Source organism: Calothrix sp. PCC 7507, assembly GCF_000316575.1.
GTDB lineage: Bacteria > Cyanobacteriota > Cyanobacteriia > Cyanobacteriales > Nostocaceae > Fortiea.
This window is the reverse complement of sequence record NC_019682.1, coordinates 3,960,159-3,977,170: the sequence shown is the minus strand read 5'-3', so window position 1 is coordinate 3,977,170 and position 17,012 is coordinate 3,960,159. Positions and strand designations below refer to the sequence as shown.

The 17,012-nt window shown below is 42.6% G+C and carries 15 protein-coding genes; 7 read left to right on the top strand and 8 right to left on the bottom strand.

Features of this window, described 5'->3' with window-relative positions; genetic code table 11:
- Positions 1–32 precede the first annotated feature (32 nt).
- Positions 33–638 (bottom strand): chemotaxis protein CheX, encoded by a 606-nt coding sequence (locus CAL7507_RS16795; RefSeq protein WP_015129682.1) that lies wholly within the window; start codon positions 636–638, stop codon positions 33–35.
- 6 nt (positions 639–644) lie between these two features.
- The gene (locus tag CAL7507_RS16790; RefSeq protein WP_015129681.1) at positions 645–1,010 is read right to left on the bottom strand and encodes a response regulator; all 366 of its coding nucleotides are present in this window, start codon (positions 1,008–1,010) and stop codon (positions 645–647) included.
- A 604-nt stretch (positions 1,011–1,614) separates the two neighbouring features.
- On the opposite strand from CAL7507_RS16790, the gene CAL7507_RS16785 reads away from it, so the two are divergent.
- The 5 genes from CAL7507_RS16785 to CAL7507_RS16765 all read left to right on the top strand — a co-directional run bounded on the left by CAL7507_RS16785 (position 1,615) and on the right by CAL7507_RS16765 (position 7,760).
- On the top strand, positions 1,615–3,771 hold the full coding sequence (locus tag CAL7507_RS16785) for a chemotaxis protein CheA (protein ID WP_015129679.1): 2,157 nt from the start codon (positions 1,615–1,617) through the stop codon (positions 3,769–3,771).
- Positions 3,764–4,225: a chemotaxis protein CheW gene (locus CAL7507_RS16780; RefSeq protein WP_015129678.1), complete on the top strand. Its 462-nt coding sequence runs from the start codon at positions 3,764–3,766 to the stop codon at positions 4,223–4,225. The genes CAL7507_RS16785 and CAL7507_RS16780 overlap by 8 nt, the downstream gene beginning before the upstream one ends.
- Positions 4,226–4,242: 17 nt before the next feature.
- Positions 4,243–5,544 (top strand): methyl-accepting chemotaxis protein, encoded by a 1,302-nt coding sequence (locus CAL7507_RS16775; protein ID WP_015129677.1) that lies wholly within the window; start codon positions 4,243–4,245, stop codon positions 5,542–5,544.
- Between the two features lie 312 nt (positions 5,545–5,856).
- On the top strand, positions 5,857–6,930 hold the full coding sequence (locus CAL7507_RS16770) for a chemotaxis response regulator protein-glutamate methylesterase (protein WP_015129676.1): 1,074 nt from the start codon (positions 5,857–5,859) through the stop codon (positions 6,928–6,930).
- Positions 6,930–7,760, top strand: coding sequence for a protein-glutamate O-methyltransferase CheR (locus CAL7507_RS16765; protein ID WP_015129675.1), 831 nt, complete (start codon positions 6,930–6,932; stop codon positions 7,758–7,760). The genes CAL7507_RS16770 and CAL7507_RS16765 overlap by 1 nt, the downstream gene beginning before the upstream one ends.
- A gap of 384 nt (positions 7,761–8,144) precedes the next feature.
- Here the strand turns inward: CAL7507_RS16765 and CAL7507_RS16760 are convergent, their stop codons facing one another.
- The 5 genes from CAL7507_RS16760 to CAL7507_RS16740 all read right to left on the bottom strand — a co-directional run bounded on the left by CAL7507_RS16760 (position 8,145) and on the right by CAL7507_RS16740 (position 14,902).
- Entirely contained in the window at positions 8,145–8,327 is a 183-nt protein-coding gene (locus CAL7507_RS16760) for a hypothetical protein (protein ID WP_015129674.1), read from the bottom strand.
- A gap of 262 nt (positions 8,328–8,589) precedes the next feature.
- The gene (locus CAL7507_RS16755) at positions 8,590–9,459 is read right to left on the bottom strand and encodes a nitrate ABC transporter ATP-binding protein (RefSeq protein WP_015129673.1); all 870 of its coding nucleotides are present in this window, start codon (positions 9,457–9,459) and stop codon (positions 8,590–8,592) included.
- A gap of 741 nt (positions 9,460–10,200) precedes the next feature.
- Complete coding sequence (locus CAL7507_RS16750; protein WP_015129672.1) at positions 10,201–12,204, bottom strand: nitrate ABC transporter ATP-binding protein; 2,004 nt, start codon at positions 12,202–12,204, stop codon at positions 10,201–10,203.
- A 144-nt stretch (positions 12,205–12,348) separates the two neighbouring features.
- Positions 12,349–13,194, bottom strand: coding sequence for a nitrate ABC transporter permease (gene ntrB / locus CAL7507_RS16745; protein WP_015129671.1), 846 nt, complete (start codon positions 13,192–13,194; stop codon positions 12,349–12,351).
- A 325-nt stretch (positions 13,195–13,519) separates the two neighbouring features.
- The gene (locus CAL7507_RS16740) at positions 13,520–14,902 is read right to left on the bottom strand and encodes a CmpA/NrtA family ABC transporter substrate-binding protein (RefSeq protein ID WP_015129670.1); all 1,383 of its coding nucleotides are present in this window, start codon (positions 14,900–14,902) and stop codon (positions 13,520–13,522) included.
- 706 nt (positions 14,903–15,608) lie between these two features.
- Here CAL7507_RS16740 and CAL7507_RS31775 point away from each other — a divergent pair.
- The gene (locus CAL7507_RS31775) at positions 15,609–15,863 is read left to right on the top strand and encodes a hypothetical protein (protein WP_144051226.1); all 255 of its coding nucleotides are present in this window, start codon (positions 15,609–15,611) and stop codon (positions 15,861–15,863) included.
- Positions 15,864–15,906: 43 nt separating this feature from the next.
- The gene (locus CAL7507_RS16735) at positions 15,907–16,257 is read left to right on the top strand and encodes a hypothetical protein (protein ID WP_015129669.1); all 351 of its coding nucleotides are present in this window, start codon (positions 15,907–15,909) and stop codon (positions 16,255–16,257) included.
- Between the two features lie 91 nt (positions 16,258–16,348).
- Here CAL7507_RS16735 and CAL7507_RS16730 read toward each other — a convergent pair whose 3' ends face one another.
- Positions 16,349–16,897 (bottom strand): pentapeptide repeat-containing protein, encoded by a 549-nt coding sequence (locus tag CAL7507_RS16730; RefSeq protein ID WP_015129668.1) that lies wholly within the window; start codon positions 16,895–16,897, stop codon positions 16,349–16,351.
- Between the last annotated feature and the right edge of the window lie 115 nt (positions 16,898–17,012).

The following is a 17,012-nucleotide window of genomic DNA, read 5'->3' as shown; positions in this document are numbered from 1 at the left end:
TTTTATACAGCAACATTAGGATATTTTCTTGATTACATGACTGCAATTTCATCATTAATTGCATTGAGCAGCGCATCAAATGTACCTACGTGAAAGATTAAAATAATATCCCCAATAATTTCTAACTTTTCAATTATGAATCGAGCTTGTGCTAGCAAGATTTTAGAATCGCTTTCATATGTAGATACTAATAAGTTTTCAATTGTATCTTCTAAGTAAACAGGTAATGTATAGTTCACATGCTGCTTAAGCACATTACTAAGTGAACCCATTACCCCATTGATGACAATGTTACCAATTTCGCTCAGAGTGCCAATTTTCACCGCATCTAGATCAGCCGATCCTGGCTCTTCACCTGTAAGCACTGCAACTAGTGATGATGCACTGTCTGTAGGAAAAATCAAGCCCGCAGCACCAGAAAAAGAACCTGTAAAGCCTAGCCTTACAGATGCCAAGCTGTCATCATGGAATCGTGTTGCTAATTCCTGATAAGTCTCAGCAGCAGTTAATACTTTCACAAATGGAATTTTGAGGCCAATGTGACAGTCTACCATCTCATTCAGCAGACTTGCGGCTCGACCAACTCCAATATTAATCAATTCTTGTAGTGCATCTAGTTGTTCTGCTGTTACATTCATCAAAACTCATTCCTTAGTATTAATAACTTGCTGCACTGCTTTTCGCAATTCATTTTCTTTCGGTGGTTTATTAATAAAGTTGATCGCCCCAAGACTATAACTTTGATTGCGCGCCCCTTCTTGGATATCGGCTGAGATGATAATTGTGGGAACTTTTAATTTTTCATCTTGTAGAGCTTGCAGAAATTCAAACCCATTAATGTCTGGCATGAGTAGATCCGCTAATACGCAATTGGGCTGGCGCTGGTGAACTAATTCTAATCCCTCACGCCCATTAGTTGCTTCTATAATTTCGTAACCATCAACTTGCAGAAACTTTCGGATCATTCTACGAGAAAAGGCTGCATCATCAATAATCAAAACCAATGTCATTATCTCTACCTCTTCGTGTTTTAGCTCAATGATTGTTGATTTATTTCAGTTAACTGATTTCATTAATGAAATGACATTTTTACCATCAAAAAATAATTTAAATCTAGTTCATCAATTAAAAAATATTTAATTAGGAATCCTATAATTCTTTTGCTGAACACTTAATGGTATACCATATCACAAAAAAGTTTAAGTATTTGAAATTTCATCTAAGTCAAGCCTAGCTTTAGGAAGCCAATGCAAAATTGTCGTGTGGTGAATATCTTTCACCCGCTCGATTTATCGTAGATTTATAACTTTAAAATGCATCCATCTTGAGACATAATTGCTTGACATCTTTGGAGTAGCACTAAGGTTTCTAAGATTCGATAAACTGACGACCACATTGTTTACATTTGTAACATTGTCTGACTTGAGCAAAACCATTATTGAAAGTTTGACTTGAATAGTAACGAAGACATTGCATATTTATTACTTTACCATTAAAATAACATTACGTTTCAAGAATGAAAAATCTAAACATTAAATTAAAGCAGTATATTGCTGAGATTGACAATTAAATTAGCATGAACACAAAGGATATAGATGTTTAACCGATAAGGAAATGGAGTTAACAGAAATTGACGATGATATAGAAGCATTCCTCATTGAGAGCTATGAAAATCTAAATCAAATTGAACAAGATATTATTTCTATAGAGAAAACATCAGAACAAGCAGAAGCCCTAGTTCGCATTTATCGCTCACTCCACACAATTAAAGGAAACTGCGGCTTTTTACCGTTTCGCAAATTGGAATCAGTTGCTCATGCTGGGGAAAATTTGCTCTCGTCTTTACGCACTGGCCAGCTAGAAATTACCCCCACGATCATCAATGGGTTACTGCAAATACTTGACAGCATTCGGCAGATTCTGTCCCAAATTGAAGCAACGAGGCATGAGGGCGATCGCGATTATTCAGCACTGATTACGACTTTAGCTCAATTGCAGTCAACTGAGCATCAGCAAGGGTTACAAGTAAATCCAGATAGTACGCCTCTCAATCACGAATTCCCGGAAGTCTCAACCCTGACAGCATCAGAATCTTCTCAGATCCGAGTCAATGTTAACCTGCTAGATCAGGTGATGAACCTGGTGGGTGAACTCGTTTTAACCCGTAATCAGGTGATCGGATTTAGTACAAAGTTTAAGGATAGTAGCTTTGCTACTACTTGCCAACACCTGAGTCTTCTGACATCTCAGTTGCAGGAAGAGATCATGAAAACTCGGCTGCAATCAATTAGTACCATTTGGCAAAAGTTTCCTCGCGTCACCCGCGATTTAGCGATCGCCTCTGGTAAACAAGTCAAGGTTGACATGGAGGGGATAGATACTGAACTGGATAAAAGCATTATTGAAGCGATTAAAGACCCCTTAACTCACTTAGTACGCAACTGTATAGATCATGGCATTGAGTTCCCAGCCGAGCGGACTGCTTGTGGAAAGTCATCTGTGGGACGGCTATTTTTAAGAGCCTATCATGAAAGCGGCAAAGTCAATATTGAAATTGGTGATGATGGTCGTGGGATCGATGTAGAAAAACTTAAAAAACGATCGCAGCAACTGGGTTTAGTCAGTGCTGTCGAAGCTGCGTCCATGAGTGAATCGGAGGCGATAAACTTAATTTTCTTACCCGGCTTATCTTCTTCAGAACAGGTGACAAAGCTTTCTGGGCGTGGAGTCGGGATGGATATTGTCAAGACTAATATTGATAAAATTAACGGCACGATTGAAATTCATAGCCAGCCAGGACAAGGAACGACATTCAAAATTAAGATTCCCCTGACCTTGGCGATTATTCCCGCATTAATTGTCAGCAGTGGTGGCGATCGCTATGCCATTCCCCAAGCAAGTATACAAGAATTAGTACGCCTAGAAGCACAGGCAGTTAATCAAATTGAGATGTTTTACGATGTTCCTGTGTATCGCTTGCGGGACACTCTTGTACCATTAGTTTATTTAAATCAAGTATTACAAATATCTAATAATGTTCCCAAATTGGAACTATTCAGTCTGGTAATTTTGCAAGTTGATAACTATCAATTTGGATTGGTTGTAGACACCATTGAAGACATCCAAGACATTATGCTTAAACCTCTAGGAAAACAGCTAAAGGCGCTATCTTTATTTGCTGGAGCAACTATTTTAGGGGATGGCACTGTGACATTAATTATTGATGTTATTGGTTTAGCAAACAGTTCTGGTGTAACCGCAAAACAAAAGCAGCAGTTATTGATTGAAAACAGCAGAAAAGACCAAGACCAAGTTAGCGATCGCCAAACCATATTATTGTTTGAGGGGCCAGGAGGCGATCGTATGGGCATTCCCCTGGCCATTGCCTTTCGGCTCGAAGAGATTCTTTGTTCTGCGGTAGAGAAAGTAGGGAATCACTATGTCGTGCAGTCTTACGGGAAAATTTTGCCGCTAATTGACTTGCATCAAGTATTTTCCCATGAGCATCACCTCGATGAGCAAAGTAGGGCAACTGTTGCAGAGACACTCCAGATAGTGATTGTCTCCCCCTCCGCAGAACTCAGCGTGGCGCTAGTGGTTGAGCGGATTCTTGACATTGTAGAAGAACCACTGATAATTACAGGTGTCTCTAGTAGACCGGGTGTGCTTTTGTGCGCTGTATTTCAGGGTAAAATTACAGAAATCCTTGATATTGAGGCTGTAATTCGCATTGCTAACCCTCATTTGCTGCAATTGATTGCTGATGGCTGAACAACAAATTTGTACATTTTTTCTTAAAGGAGTTTATTTTGGTATTGATGTGCGACACGTTCAAGAAGTGATTCGCCCACAAACAATAACTCGTATACCTTTAGCCCCACCAGATATCTGTGGATTAATTAATTTACGTGGACAAATTATTACTGTAATCGATTTGCAACGCCGATTAGAGATGAGCGAACCGCAGACCCAATCAAATATAAAACTTGTAGATGAAGCCCAGGGATTTAATATTATTGTAAGTTTTGAGGATGAAGTAGTCAGTCTGCTCGTCGATAATGTTGGTGATGTCTTAGAGTTTCCAGAGAATACATTTCAACTCCCACCTACAACCTTAAAAGGTAAAATGCGTTTGATGCTAGCAGGAGCTTACCCTCTCCCAGATGGATTTCTGCTAGTTTTAGATGCCGAAAAAATTCTAGATATAAATCACGTTACCCACTAATTGAGGAGCGCTTTGTAATGACTACGAATAGGGCTGCAAAAACAGCCAACTCTAAATCTTCTTCAGAGGATAGTGTATCTTCGTCGGCTGATAATGGTGTCACAAAAGAGCAACTGCAAGCGTTACTATTAGCACTGAAATCTGTAAAAAATGGTGATTTTAGCGTCCGTTTAGCTGCCGAGAATAATGAACTAGGTGAAATTGTTTTAGTTTTTAATGAATTGGTAAGTTTGAACCAAAACTTTGCCCAAGAAGTCTCTCGTTTGACAACCGAAATTGGTACAGAAGGGAAGCTTGGCTCTCAAGTTGTTGTCAAAGGAGCAGAGGGAAGTTGGCAAGGATTACTTGATAATTTTAACCAAATGTCTACAAATTTAAGAGAGCAATTACAAAGTATTAATGAAGTAACTCTTGTAGTTGCTCAAGGAAATTTATCCAAACAAATTGAAGAACGCAATGCTGGAGATTTTAAACAGCTTACAGATAATGCTAATCAAATGATTAGCAGCTTGAGGTCTTCAATCAGACAGATGGCAGAGGTGGCAACTGCCGTTGCGTCTTCATCAGAAGAATTGACCGCAGTTAGCACAGAAATGACTCAAAACGCCGAACAAACTGCTGAACAGGCAACCTCTGCATCTAGCTCCGCCGAACAGGTGAGCCAAAATAGCAGTACAATTTTGACGGCGGTAGAGCAGATGAATGCCAGCATTCAAGAAATTGCTAAGACCATCATTGAAGGGGCAAAAGTCACAACTCAAGCCGTTAAAACTGCTGACAGCACCAATGAAACAATTAATAAACTTGGTCAAAGCAGCATTGAAATTGGCAAAGTAATTAAAGTGATTACGGCGATCGCTGGACAAACAAACTTACTGGCGCTCAATGCGACAATTGAGGCCGCAAGAGCCGGAGATGCTGGCAGAGGATTTGCTGTAGTCGCAAATGAGGTGAAAGAATTAGCCAAACAAACAGCAAATGCGACTGAAGATATTAGCCAGCGCATTGAAGCAATTCAGACAGATACAAAAGCTGCGGTTCAAGCCATCACTCAGATTACTGAGATTATCAATCAAATCAACGACTTTCAAAGTACGATCGCTAGTGCTATTGAAGAACAAACAGCAACGACAAATGAAATTAGCCGCAATGTTGCTGAAGCAGCCAAAGGGACATCTGATATTGCCAAAAATATCGCAGTTGTGGCATTGAATACTCAAAGTACGACGATTGGAACTAGTAATACGTTAGAAGCAGCTACAGAATTATCGCGTATGGCAGTAGATTTGCAGAAAGTCGTTAGCCAGTTTATATATTAGTTTTTTTGCTGTCCCTTGATTTATTAAGAGGATATCTCACGCAGAGGCGCAGAGGCGCAAAGGAAGAAAGAAATTTAGTTTTTTCACTGTCCCTTGATTTATTAAGAGGATATCTCACGCAGAGGCGCAGAGGCGCAAAGGAAGAAAGAAATACAGATATCAGCGCGTGGTCTAAATACACGAAAACTGCTGTAATCCACATTCCTTGGGAGGATCTACAACGATTTTGGTTTTGTACACCACCCTAGGTTCCCCATTCCCCATTCCCAATTCCCAATTCCCAATTCCCAATTCCCCATTCCCCATTCCCCAATGCCCAAAATCCGAATACTAGTTGTTGATGACGCGGTAGTAGTTCGGAGTCGCATCAGTAAGATTTTGTCTATCGATCCAGAACTAGAAGTGGTAGGAGTCGCTGCTAACGGTCGCATCGCCCTTGCTAAAATTCCCCAGGTTAATCCTGATGTTGTGATTCTGGATATTGAAATGCCAGAAATGGATGGTTTACAAACTCTGTCTGCGATTCGACAAATTTATCCGCACCTACCAGTGATTATGTTCAGTACCTCTACACGGACTGGAGCGATCGCCACCCTCGAAGCTCTCTCTTTAGGGGCATCAGATTATGCCACAAAACCTAGTAATTTAGGAAGTGTAGAGGACATAAATCAACATATTCAAGCGGATTTAATTCCCAAAATTAAAGTATTTGGTGCAGGAACTACTCCATTGACGACACCAAGCACGGTTGATCATCCAGTTGTTTTTCCTGTTTACACCAATACAAAGCGGGTAGAGGTTGTAGCAATTGGGGTTTCTACTGGGGGACCTAATGCCCTAACTGTATTGCTTAGAGAACTTCCAGCCGATTTATCAGTTCCCATTTTGATTGTCCAACACATGCCCCCCATGTTTACGAAACTATTAGCTGAACAATTAGCTTCTAAATGTCAAATCCCAGTCAATGAAGCCGTTCCCGGAGTAGTATTAGAACCTGGACAAGCTTGGATTGCACCGGGAGATTTTCATTTGGTTGTGGAACGCGACAAAGGTGTAGTTCGACTGGCGACTCATCAAGCACCGAGCGAAAATTCCTGTCGTCCTTCAGTAGATGTACTCTTCCGCTCGGTAGCAGAAGTTTATGGTGCTGGGGCGATCGCAGTTATCCTCACAGGGATGGGGCAAGATGGGTTACATGGCTGTCAGTGCATCCGCGAGGCGGGTGGACAAGTGCTAGCCCAAGACAAAGCTAGTAGCGTGGTGTGGGGAATGCCTAGAGTTGTGGTTAATGCTGGACTTGCTAATCAAATTGTCACCCTTGACCAAATGGCAAGTGAAATTATGCGGCGAATTCGTGACCAGAAAATTCCTCTTTCAGGTCTGTAATGCAACAGACTAACAGTGTCAGCGCCAATGATTTTGAGTATCTTCGTCAATTAGTTCATGAGCATTCAGCAGTTGTGTTGTCTGCTAATAAAAGCTATCTTGCGGAGCTACATTTACAGCCAATTGCCGAATCAGCAGGATTCACTTTAATTGCTGAACTGGTAGCATATCTAAAGGCTCAACCCTTTAACAATCTTCATGCCCAGACAATCGAGGCGTTAGTCACTAATGAAACCTCATTCTTTCGAGATCATCACCCTTTTGAAGCACTCAGACAATACATACTACCAGAGTTAATCAAAAAACGGGCTATTGAGCGATCGCTCAATATTTGGTGTGCTGCTTGCTCTAATGGGCAAGAACCCTACAGCATCGCTATGCTAATTCGTGAACATTTTCCCTTACTTACCAATTGGTCTATCAGGTTAATTGCTAGCGATTTTTCTACCAAGGTTTTAACGCGTGCCGAAAAAGGGCATTATAACCAACTTGAAATTAACCGTGGACTATCTAAAAATCTGCGTGACAAATACTTTCATCGGCTAGATAGTGACTGGCAAATCAAGGACGAAATTCGCCAGATGACAGAGTTTCGTCAGATCAACCTGATGGAATCTTGGTCATCACTTCCCGAAATCGACGTGATCTTTTTACGCAATGTTTTAATCTACTACGATATAGCGACCAAGAAAGCCTTACTGAGAAAGGTAAAACAGCAATTAAAAACAGATGGCTACCTGTTTCTCGGTACCGCTGAGACGACTATCAACCTGGATGCCTCATTCAAGCAGGTTTCATTTAACAAAGGTATCTGCTATCAATTGCACTAGTAGAAGAAGGCTGTTCGCGTAGCGTCTCCGTCAGGAGAAGTATGAAGTATGAAAGCAAGAGGTATATACTGTATGCTTTTTGTCGCTCCCTCAAGGTAGCTTTATTTCCGCCGTGCTGTACTAGTAATCTGTCAAGAAAGAATTGACGAATAAATTTGTTGTAGAGACAGCGATTTATCGCGTCTCTCTAACCTAAAGACGCGATGAATCAGACGCGATGAATCGCGTCTCTACAGCATTTTTTGTAGGGTGGGCAATGCCCACCGGCTTAAGGGTGTTAGGTAAACACCCACAGCTAATATACTAGTGAGAATTTTCTGCATCAATAGAGCGGTGTAAATAATTAAAGGTTTAATTAAAGGTTTGTAGTGAGGACTTTAGTCCTCAAATTGCATCGGGCTGCAACACAATTGCATCAGGCTGCAACACAATTGCATCGGGCTGCAACACAATTGCATCGGGCTGCAACACAATTGCATCGGGCTGCAACACAATTGCATCGGGCTGCAACACAATTGCATCGGTCTGCAATTCAGTAGATTTTTTGCGCTCCTTAATTATTGACACTCTCTTTCTCTGAAGCCACTGAGATTCTGCGGACAGAGTAAAACTCTCGCTACGGCCGTCAAACGCCGCCTAAACACTTCATATCAACTACCGACACTACCGATGTTGTAATCGCGTTTACTTTTATTTTTACGTTAGTCCGCACCAGGCGACTTTGCCTGTATAGCCGCGAATTCTATTCGCCAGGGCTTAAGTTGACACGTATGGTGGGCATTGCCCACCATTGGCTGAAACCTTTATATTTACCTATGAGGGAACGTTACTAGCCGACATCATCGTGGGCAAATCTGTTAAAGAGAAAGTCTAGGGCATGGTTACGCAGTTTATAATATTGTGGATCTTCCATGATGCGGGCGCGATCGCGTGGACGACCAAACGGAATTTCCATGACTTCGCCTATCTTGGCATGGGGGCCATTGGTCATCATCACCAATTTATCTGCTAAAAACAGCGCTTCATCGATATCGTGGGTAATCATCAACACTGTGCAGCGATTATCACCCCAAATTTTTAGCAATTCTTCTTGCAATTCTTCTTTGGTAATCGCATCTAGCGCCCCAAAAGGTTCATCTAAAATCAGGACTTTAGGACGAATGGCTAAAGCACGGGCGATGGAAACCCGTTGTCTCATCCCTCCAGACATTTGGGGTGGTTTTTTTTCCATCGCGTCACCCAGTCCCACCATTGTCAGATTTTCCCGCACGATCGCTCTTTTTTCTGCTTCTGGTTTATTGGGGTAAACTGCATTCACAGCTAGGTAAATATTTTCAAAAGCTGTCCGCCAAGGTAACAAAGCGTAGTTTTGGAAGACAACCATTCTATCTGGGCCTGGTTGGGTGATGGGTTGTCCTTCTAGCAACACTTGTCCGGAGGTGGGAAAGTTAAAACCAGACACCATATTTAGCAGAGTGGATTTACCACAGCCAGAGTGACCGATTACACAAATAAACTCGCCCTGATTAACGTTTAAGTTGACACCATCAAGGACGGTGAAGGGGCCTTTTTTTGTGGGGTAGACTTTGGAAACATCTTTAATTTCTAGGAAAGGCTGGCGGTTGCTGGTTGTTTTTGCTAATGGTTTTGCTAGTGAGTCTCTGGTGACGTTATTAATGGTCAAGTTACGGTTTTGCATGGCGATTGGGGAGTTATAACTAGGGACTGGTTGTACTGGTTTTACTAGGGGCTAGGGAACTTGTACTGAGCGAAGTTGAAGTATGGGGAATGACATCAAGGGTTTCAGTAATTTAGAACGTCCTAACCATCTTGGCGATCGCTATAAAAAGCTGAATGTTAAAGTTCCGAAACTGATAAACGGAGTAAAAAGTTAAGGTTTAAACGCAGAGGGGCGCTGAGTAGGGTGGGCAATGCCCACCATTGCCAATACGGTTCAGCGTAGAAAATTGGTCTTTCAGACGCGTAGACGCACGGAGTGCGGTGAGCCAGTCCGGTGGACGGGAACGCCTGCATAAAGGAGCCAGTCCGGTGGACGGGTTTCCCGGCATAAAGCACGTGGCGTGAACTGGAGTAAAGCCTTCTCTACGAGAGGCTGCGCCAACGGCATAGCTTCGCTTAGAGCGCTAGCGATAGCGACGCAGGAGCGTCACCCGTAGGGCTTCTCGTAGAGTAGAATCGCGTCTCTACATGAGTATTGCCCACCATTGCTGGAAAACTTTATATTTACCGCTCTTTTATTACTCTCGTCAGATTAAATTTGAAACCCTATTTTGGCGTTAGTCCGCGCAGGCGGACTTTGTTTGTGTAGCCGCGATTTCTAATCGCTTGGATTATTCTCTCTCCAGAGTCATAGAAGAGCGTTACGTTGGTGGGCAATGCCCACCCTACTTTAATTTTGAATTTTGAATTTTGAATTGATTCATGCTGCTGTTTTTCTTGGTGCATCAAGGATGACTTCGGCGATGGAAAAGTCACGTTTAATTTCTAAGCTATTGAGATAAGCTATGGGATCATCGCCATTAAAAGGTATGCCATCGAATAGCTGAATCGGTTGGCGAGTGTAGCTAATATCTAAACCTAATTCGCGGGCGGCGGTGCTGAATACACGCACTCGGCAGACTCTTTCTACAACTTCCACCCAGTTTCGAGGTAAGGGAGTGTCACCCCAACGGGCTAATTGACTCATAATCCAAATTTGTTCAGTTCGACTGGGACGGTTAATGGCAGAGCCGGAATAAAACTGGAGATGGGCGTACTGTCGTAAAGGATGGTCTAAGCTACAAGTAGCAATATCTGGGTCTTCGAGTTGGATGTACTCTAAATCAGTACTGACATAATCTCGGTTTGCCAAAATCTGCCTCACTTCTTCAACATTTTCAGGATTGGCACAGTATTTGCAAGCTTCTAATAAAGCCTTGGTTAAAGCAATGTGGGTGTTAGGATAAGCTTCTGCCCAATCTTCCCGCACACCGAGAACTTTACCGGGGTGTCCTAACCAAACTTCTAAGTCACTAGCAATGGTAAAACCAGCACCTTCTACGGCGGCGCGGTAGTTCCAAGGTTCGCCCACACAGTAACCATCAATGCTTCCGCCTTGTAAATCAACTACCATCTGGGCTGGGGGAATAGTCTTCATATCCACGTCGGAATCGGGATCAATTCCACCAGCGGCTAACCAGTAACGCAGCAGCAAGTTATGCATGGATGCGGGATGGACTACTCCCATTGTGTGGCGTTGGTTGCGGGTGCGGAGTAGGTAGTTTTTGAAGTCTGATAAGGTTTGCACGCCTTCATCATAAAAGCGTTTCGCCAAGGTGATGGCGTTACCGTTGCGAGTTATGGTGAGGGCGGTAACTACTGGGACGGGTTGATTTTTATGTCCTCCCAAAGTCAACCACATGGGCATTCCTGAAGGCATTTGGGCAGCATCTAAGTAGCCACCTGTCATGCCATCTTCGATACCCCGCCAGCTGCTTTCTCGCACGAGGTTAACTTCGTCCAAACCGTGTTTGGTGAAGAAGCCTTTTTCTTTGGCGATCGCTAGGGGGGCGCAGGCGGTGAGGGGTAAGAAGCCAATTTCTAAGTTGACTTTTTCCAATCCATGACGGCTAACAGCCGCTGTTTTTCTGGCGCGAATTTTCTTGATGCGTTTTTGCTGATTCAGGAAGTAAATCATCTCACTCCGCAAGCTGTAGTAGCTGGGATGTTCTACTACTTCCATGCGTTTGCGGGGTCTGGGAATATCTACTTCCAGGATGTCGCCAATTTTGGATTCTGGGCCATTGGTCAACATGACTATTCTGTCAGATAACAGCACTGCTTCATCTACGTCATGAGTCACCATCACGGCGGTAACTTGATTTTCTTCGCAGATTTGCATGAGTTGTTCTTGCAAATTACCCCGTGTCAAGGCATCTAAAGCACCGAAGGGTTCGTCTAATAATAGTAACTTGGGACGGATAGCTAAAGCGCGGGCGATCGCTACTCGTTGTTTTTGTCCACCAGACAACATCCCCGGTTGTTTATCTGCATGGGGACGCAAACCCACCATATCGATATGTTTATCAATAATGGCTTTGCGTTCCTCATCGGGTAAACCTCTCATCACTGAGTCTACCGCCAAGGCAATATTTTCTCTAACTGTCCGCCAAGGTAAGAGGGAATAATTTTGAAATACCACCATCCTATCTGGCCCGGGTTTGGTAATTCTTTGTCCTTCCAAGGTGACAAGACCTTCAGTTGGTAAATCCAAACCTGCAATCATATTTAAGAGAGTGGATTTACCGCAACCAGAGTGACCAATTAAAGAAACGAATTCACCTTTTTTAATTTCGAGGTCAATTCTCTTGAGGGCAATATATTGACCACCACCAGTTAACTCGAAAACCTTGTCAATTTGATCAACACCAACAAATATAGACATAGTAGTAAAGGATGAAGTATGAAGTATGAAGTATGAAGTATGAAGTGGGAACTGGGGAATTGGGAATGGGGAATTGGGAATTGGACAATTAATTCTTTTCTAGTCCCTCCTAGTCCCTAGCCCCTAATCCCTAGCCCCTAATCCCTACTTCTGTTCTGCAGGTAAAATCTTGTTTTGCAACCAAGCCATGAGTTTATCTAGCACTAAACCAACAAGTCCGATGTAGACTAGAGCTAAAATCACTTCGCTGACATTGTTATTTTGATAGGCGTTCCAAATAAAGAAGCCGATACCGACAATCCCAGACATGACGATTTCTGCGGCGATAATTGCTAACCAAGCTAAACCAATGGCAATTCTTAAGCCTGTAAAAATGTAGGGTAAAGCTGCAGGAATCAGAATATTCAGGAAGTAATCTTTCTTGCTAAGTTGCAGAACTTTGGCGACGTTGTTGTAATCTTGGGGAATTTGGGTGACACCCACTGCAGTGTTAATTAAGATCGGCCAAATTGCGGTGATGAAAATTACGAATAAAGCTGCAGGTTCGTTTTGTCGCAAGGCGGCTAAGGAAATTGGCACCCAAGCCAGAGGCGGTACTGTCCGCAGGAGTTGGAAGATGGGGTCTAAGGCTTTCGACATGGTTTTATTCACGCCAATTAAAATGCCCAAACCAATACCAACGATCGCCGCTAATGTATAACTAATAGCCACCCGTTGCAGACTGCCCCAAATCTGCCAAAATAAGCCTTTATCAGTGCCACCTTTGTCATAGAAAGGATAGAGAATCAAAATCCAGGTATCTTGGATGACTTTGACTGGCCCTGGTAATGTCGCATTGGGTGTCAGAGAAAATAATTGCCAGATGATGAGAAAGATGATGAGAGCGATCGCTGGCGGGATAAAATCAGGAAATTGCTTTTGCAGACTGGCTATCAAGTTAAAACTACCGTTAAGCCTGGGGCTAGCAGGGCGTCTTTGTACAGTTGTCATTGACTGGATTCTCCTTAAAATTTATGATTTTCAGAAAAGTTTTGGGCGATTAGAAATCGCTAGGAATGGTATTAAACCTCGTCGATTTTGAAACCTGGAGTAGTGCGGGCAGCGTTCGACTGAGCGCTCACGCCGAAGTCTTGCCCGCTACTACCATACGGGAGCAAGATGCTCCCACTTCGCATGAAAAATTATGGTTCTCAAAATAGATGTGGTTTAATTGAGATTTTTTAAACAACCTCTAACGGCTATTAGTGTCGATTATTGGTCTTTCAAGACGCGTAGACGCACGAAGTGCGGCTTCTCGTAGAGTAAAATCGCGTCTCTACACAGCGACTTTTTTAATTTTGAGACTCTTGAGATATTCTTCTGGTTTTTCAGGATCAAATTTCACACCATCAAAAAACTCTTCTACACCACGGGATGAACTTGTAGGAATATCAGCCGCTGCAATTCCTAATTCTTTTGCGGCTTCTTTCCAAATATCTTCGCGGTTAACTTTATTCACCAATTCTTTAGCTTTAGCGCCATTATTGTCCACATAATCTTTGGGTAAGAATCCCCAGCGGACGTTTTCCACAATGAACCACAAATCATGACTCTTATAGGGATAAGAAACATTACCCTTTGCATCTTTCCAATAGAGAGCCGCCATTGATTTATCATCAATTTTGCGCCCATCACCCATGTCATATTTACCTTGATATGGATCTGCAAGGATGTCAGGTGAATTCAGATTAAAATAATTTCTTCCCGCCAAAATCTGTGCTGCTTCTTTGCGGTTGTCAAAGTTATCTAACCATTGCTGTGCTTCGATAACTGCTTTGAGTAGGGCTTTTGTAGCTTTGGGATTTTTGTCAACCCAATCGGCTCTAATGGCGAGGTATTCTTCAGGGTGATTCTTCCAAATCTCTGCGGTGAGGGCGGCGAGGAAGCCGATTTTGTCTTTGACAATGCGATAAGGCCAAGGATCGCCAGTACTAAAGGCATCCATTGTACCTGTTTTCATGTTGGCAACGGTTTGAGCCGCTGGCACTGTCAACAATTTCACTTCGGAATCGGGATCGATTCCCCCTGCTGCTAACCAGTAGCGAATCCATAAATCTTGGTTGACGTGGGGGAATGTAAAGGCGGCGGTGAAGGGTGTTGAGGATTTGAGTTGGCTAAATAGAGACTTAGCGCTAGCCAATTGTAGACCAATACCTTTGCCTTGGTGTTTGCTGGCGATCGCTATTCCATTTCCATGTGTCACCAATTGCGCCAACACATACATGGGAATTTTTTGATTCCCTTTAGTAATCAAACCTTCTGTAATTAAATGGGGCATTGGCATTTGCCATTGTCCACCATCAATTCCACCCCCAGCAGAGCCAATTTCTACGTTGTCTCGTGCTGCACCCCATGAAGCTTGTTTTGCAAGTTCTACATCAGCCATCCCATACTTTGCAAATAAGCCTTTTTCTTTGGCAATAATTAGGGGAGCCGATTCGATAATGGGAATATATCCCAACTTAATTTTCGTAGTTTCTGGTGCTTGTGCGGGATTAATATTAGCTACCTGTTGAGCTGTTGGCTTTGCTTGAGAGTTCCCTCCAGTAAGGTTATCAGGTGGATTTCCCAAACAACCCTTCAGAAATACAGCACCCGCAGACGCTCCGGCTGTTAAGATGAATTTGCGGCGAGAAAATCGATTAAAAAACTCTGTCATAACATCTCCTTAAATGTGAATTTATTTTTTTTAGACATGGAAATTACGGCAAGAAATATTAGGTTTTCTTGTCTGAATCTATGGTTAGTTTCACCTATGCTTGTCCAGCGAATTTCAGCCCTTCCCTTACAGAAAAGGCAATTTCAACTATCTTGTTAAAACTTAGGTGACTGGTATTAATGACTGTAATCTGATGTGATGCCAAACCATCATTTATCTGATTGAAATTAGTTTACAGGCTTTGAAGCCAAAATGGTTAACTCTCAACCCTAAAGTCTTAAATAAATATTAGATTGGAACTATAAGTAAAAGTTTATCTATTTTTGTAAAATAAGGGAGGAGACTCTAATATATAATCTTCCCTCTATGAAGATGATTATAATATCAACATCATTGTGGCTCTTAATGCCGAATCTTTTTAATTGAAGTGCGTAACTATAGATAATTGCTGATACAAACTATTAGATTTAAGTCAGTTGTTACAAATAAAATGAAAGGCAATTTTCGCAGGGGGAACTCCGCCTCAGGTAAAAAATCAAGCGCGTAACGCACCATCCCAAGTCTGTGGTACGTTACGCTCCGCTAACACACGCTACTGGCGTGACAAGGCTAAAATGTTGCATTAGACGTAGGTTGGGTGAAGCGGAGCGCAACCCAACAAAGCCTTGATAATGTTGGAACCTACACTTAATGCACTATTTTAGCTGTGTCAGTCCACTACAAGGCTACTGAGATTTTTTCAAAGACAATTTACGATTCCTATGTAAGAGTACTCCAAGTAAAAAAATGCCCAGTTGTCATTGCGATCGCGATCGCAATGACGGGTTTTGGATCATTTATTTTGTGGAACACTCTAATGCAAAATGGTAGCGATCGCCTACCATTAATCATGGATATTGAACTCAGCACTCATGCAACTCAGGTGTTCCTGATCAACATTTACTTGCACTGTAAGATTTAATCGGATAATCTTAGCAGTTGGAATTGTTTTCCCCAGGAAACAAATGCACAAATTTATACTAAGCTTGCTTTCGACTCCCCTACTTCTTGGCTCCATCCTCTCTATGGGAGTGATGATTAATCAAGCCCAAGCAATAGAGCCAGAAAACACAACCGCCGACCGTTTATCGTGCATACGTAATAAACATAAAGTCGGTTTAGTATGTGCTAGAGCTTCTGTTTTGGCTCAAATCCCTAACTATCAGCCGGAAGCAGAGCCGTCTAAAGACGATGCTCCCATGCTGGAGTTCAACGACGAAGAAAGCGATATGGCAATCAATTTATTTGGCTGCGATTGTCCTGCTTGCATCAATTCTTTACGGGCGATGCGTGGTGCGACACCTTTAGTGTATTAAAAAAATACAGTATCATCCAAACAGTCAGGGCGCAAATATGTTGCGCCCTGACTGCGTTTTGTCTTTCAAAAACAACCATTATCTATCAGAATTAGTAACTACCAGCCCATGTCACCCAGGTATGGGATAAACCAACGTGCAAAATTTTGCCGCTCATCTCTTGTTCAGTGATGGTGGCTGCAGTTAAATCTGCACCACTGAGTTCCGCCTCATTAAGGTTGCTGCAAATCAAATTTGTTTGTCTGAGATTAGCGCCACTTAAATTAGCACCACTCATTTCCGCCTCACTGAGGTTTGCGCCAAACAGGTTGGCTAAAACTAAATTTGCACTCCGCAAATCGGCGCGACTGAGGTTTGTTCCTTCTAGATTGGCTCTAGTTAAGTCTGAGCCAATAAAGTTTACTTCACTCAAGTTGGCACCATTTAAATTGGCTCCACTGAGGTCTGCATTAGTCAAGTTTGCCCGAGTTAGGTTACATCCACTCAAGTTAGCACTACTCAAGTCGGCACCACTCAAGTCGGTTTCAGCAAAATTTGCTCCTCTTAAGTCAGCGCTACGTAAGTTTGCTTGATGCAGAATGGCTGCGTTAAAATTCCTTTCTCCTGTTGCATATTGACTCAGGAGTTTCTTACTGTCCATATTGTCACCTCGTAAGGTTTACAGATAAGCCAGTCTAGTGATTTGTTAATTTTGTTTTGAGGGGTTTTTGGTAGTGCGGGCCGAAAAGCCCGCGTGAGCGAGACGCTCACACTAC

Excerpts from the sequence above, each read along its gene's own strand:
- CAL7507_RS16795 (WP_015129682.1), bottom strand. The coding sequence starts at position 638 with ATGAATGTAACAGCAGAACAACTAGATGCACTACAAGAATTGATTAAT.
- CAL7507_RS16790 (WP_015129681.1), bottom strand. The coding sequence starts at position 1,010 with ATGACATTGGTTTTGATTATTGATGATGCAGCCTTTTCTCGTAGAATG.
- CAL7507_RS16785 (WP_015129679.1), top strand. The coding sequence starts at position 1,615 with ATGGAGTTAACAGAAATTGACGATGATATAGAAGCATTCCTCATTGAG.
- CAL7507_RS16780 (WP_015129678.1), top strand. The coding sequence starts at position 3,764 with ATGGCTGAACAACAAATTTGTACATTTTTTCTTAAAGGAGTTTATTTT.
- CAL7507_RS16775 (WP_015129677.1), top strand. The coding sequence starts at position 4,243 with ATGACTACGAATAGGGCTGCAAAAACAGCCAACTCTAAATCTTCTTCA.
- CAL7507_RS16770 (WP_015129676.1), top strand. The coding sequence starts at position 5,857 with ATGCCCAAAATCCGAATACTAGTTGTTGATGACGCGGTAGTAGTTCGG.
- CAL7507_RS16765 (WP_015129675.1), top strand. The coding sequence starts at position 6,930 with ATGCAACAGACTAACAGTGTCAGCGCCAATGATTTTGAGTATCTTCGT.
- CAL7507_RS16755 (WP_015129673.1), bottom strand. The coding sequence starts at position 9,459 with ATGCAAAACCGTAACTTGACCATTAATAACGTCACCAGAGACTCACTA.
- CAL7507_RS16750 (WP_015129672.1), bottom strand. The coding sequence starts at position 12,204 with ATGTCTATATTTGTTGGTGTTGATCAAATTGACAAGGTTTTCGAGTTA.
- ntrB (WP_015129671.1), bottom strand. The coding sequence starts at position 13,194 with ATGACAACTGTACAAAGACGCCCTGCTAGCCCCAGGCTTAACGGTAGT.
- CAL7507_RS16740 (WP_015129670.1), bottom strand. The coding sequence starts at position 14,902 with ATGACAGAGTTTTTTAATCGATTTTCTCGCCGCAAATTCATCTTAACA.
- CAL7507_RS16735 (WP_015129669.1), top strand. The coding sequence starts at position 15,907 with ATGCACAAATTTATACTAAGCTTGCTTTCGACTCCCCTACTTCTTGGC.
- CAL7507_RS16730 (WP_015129668.1), bottom strand. The coding sequence starts at position 16,897 with ATGGACAGTAAGAAACTCCTGAGTCAATATGCAACAGGAGAAAGGAAT.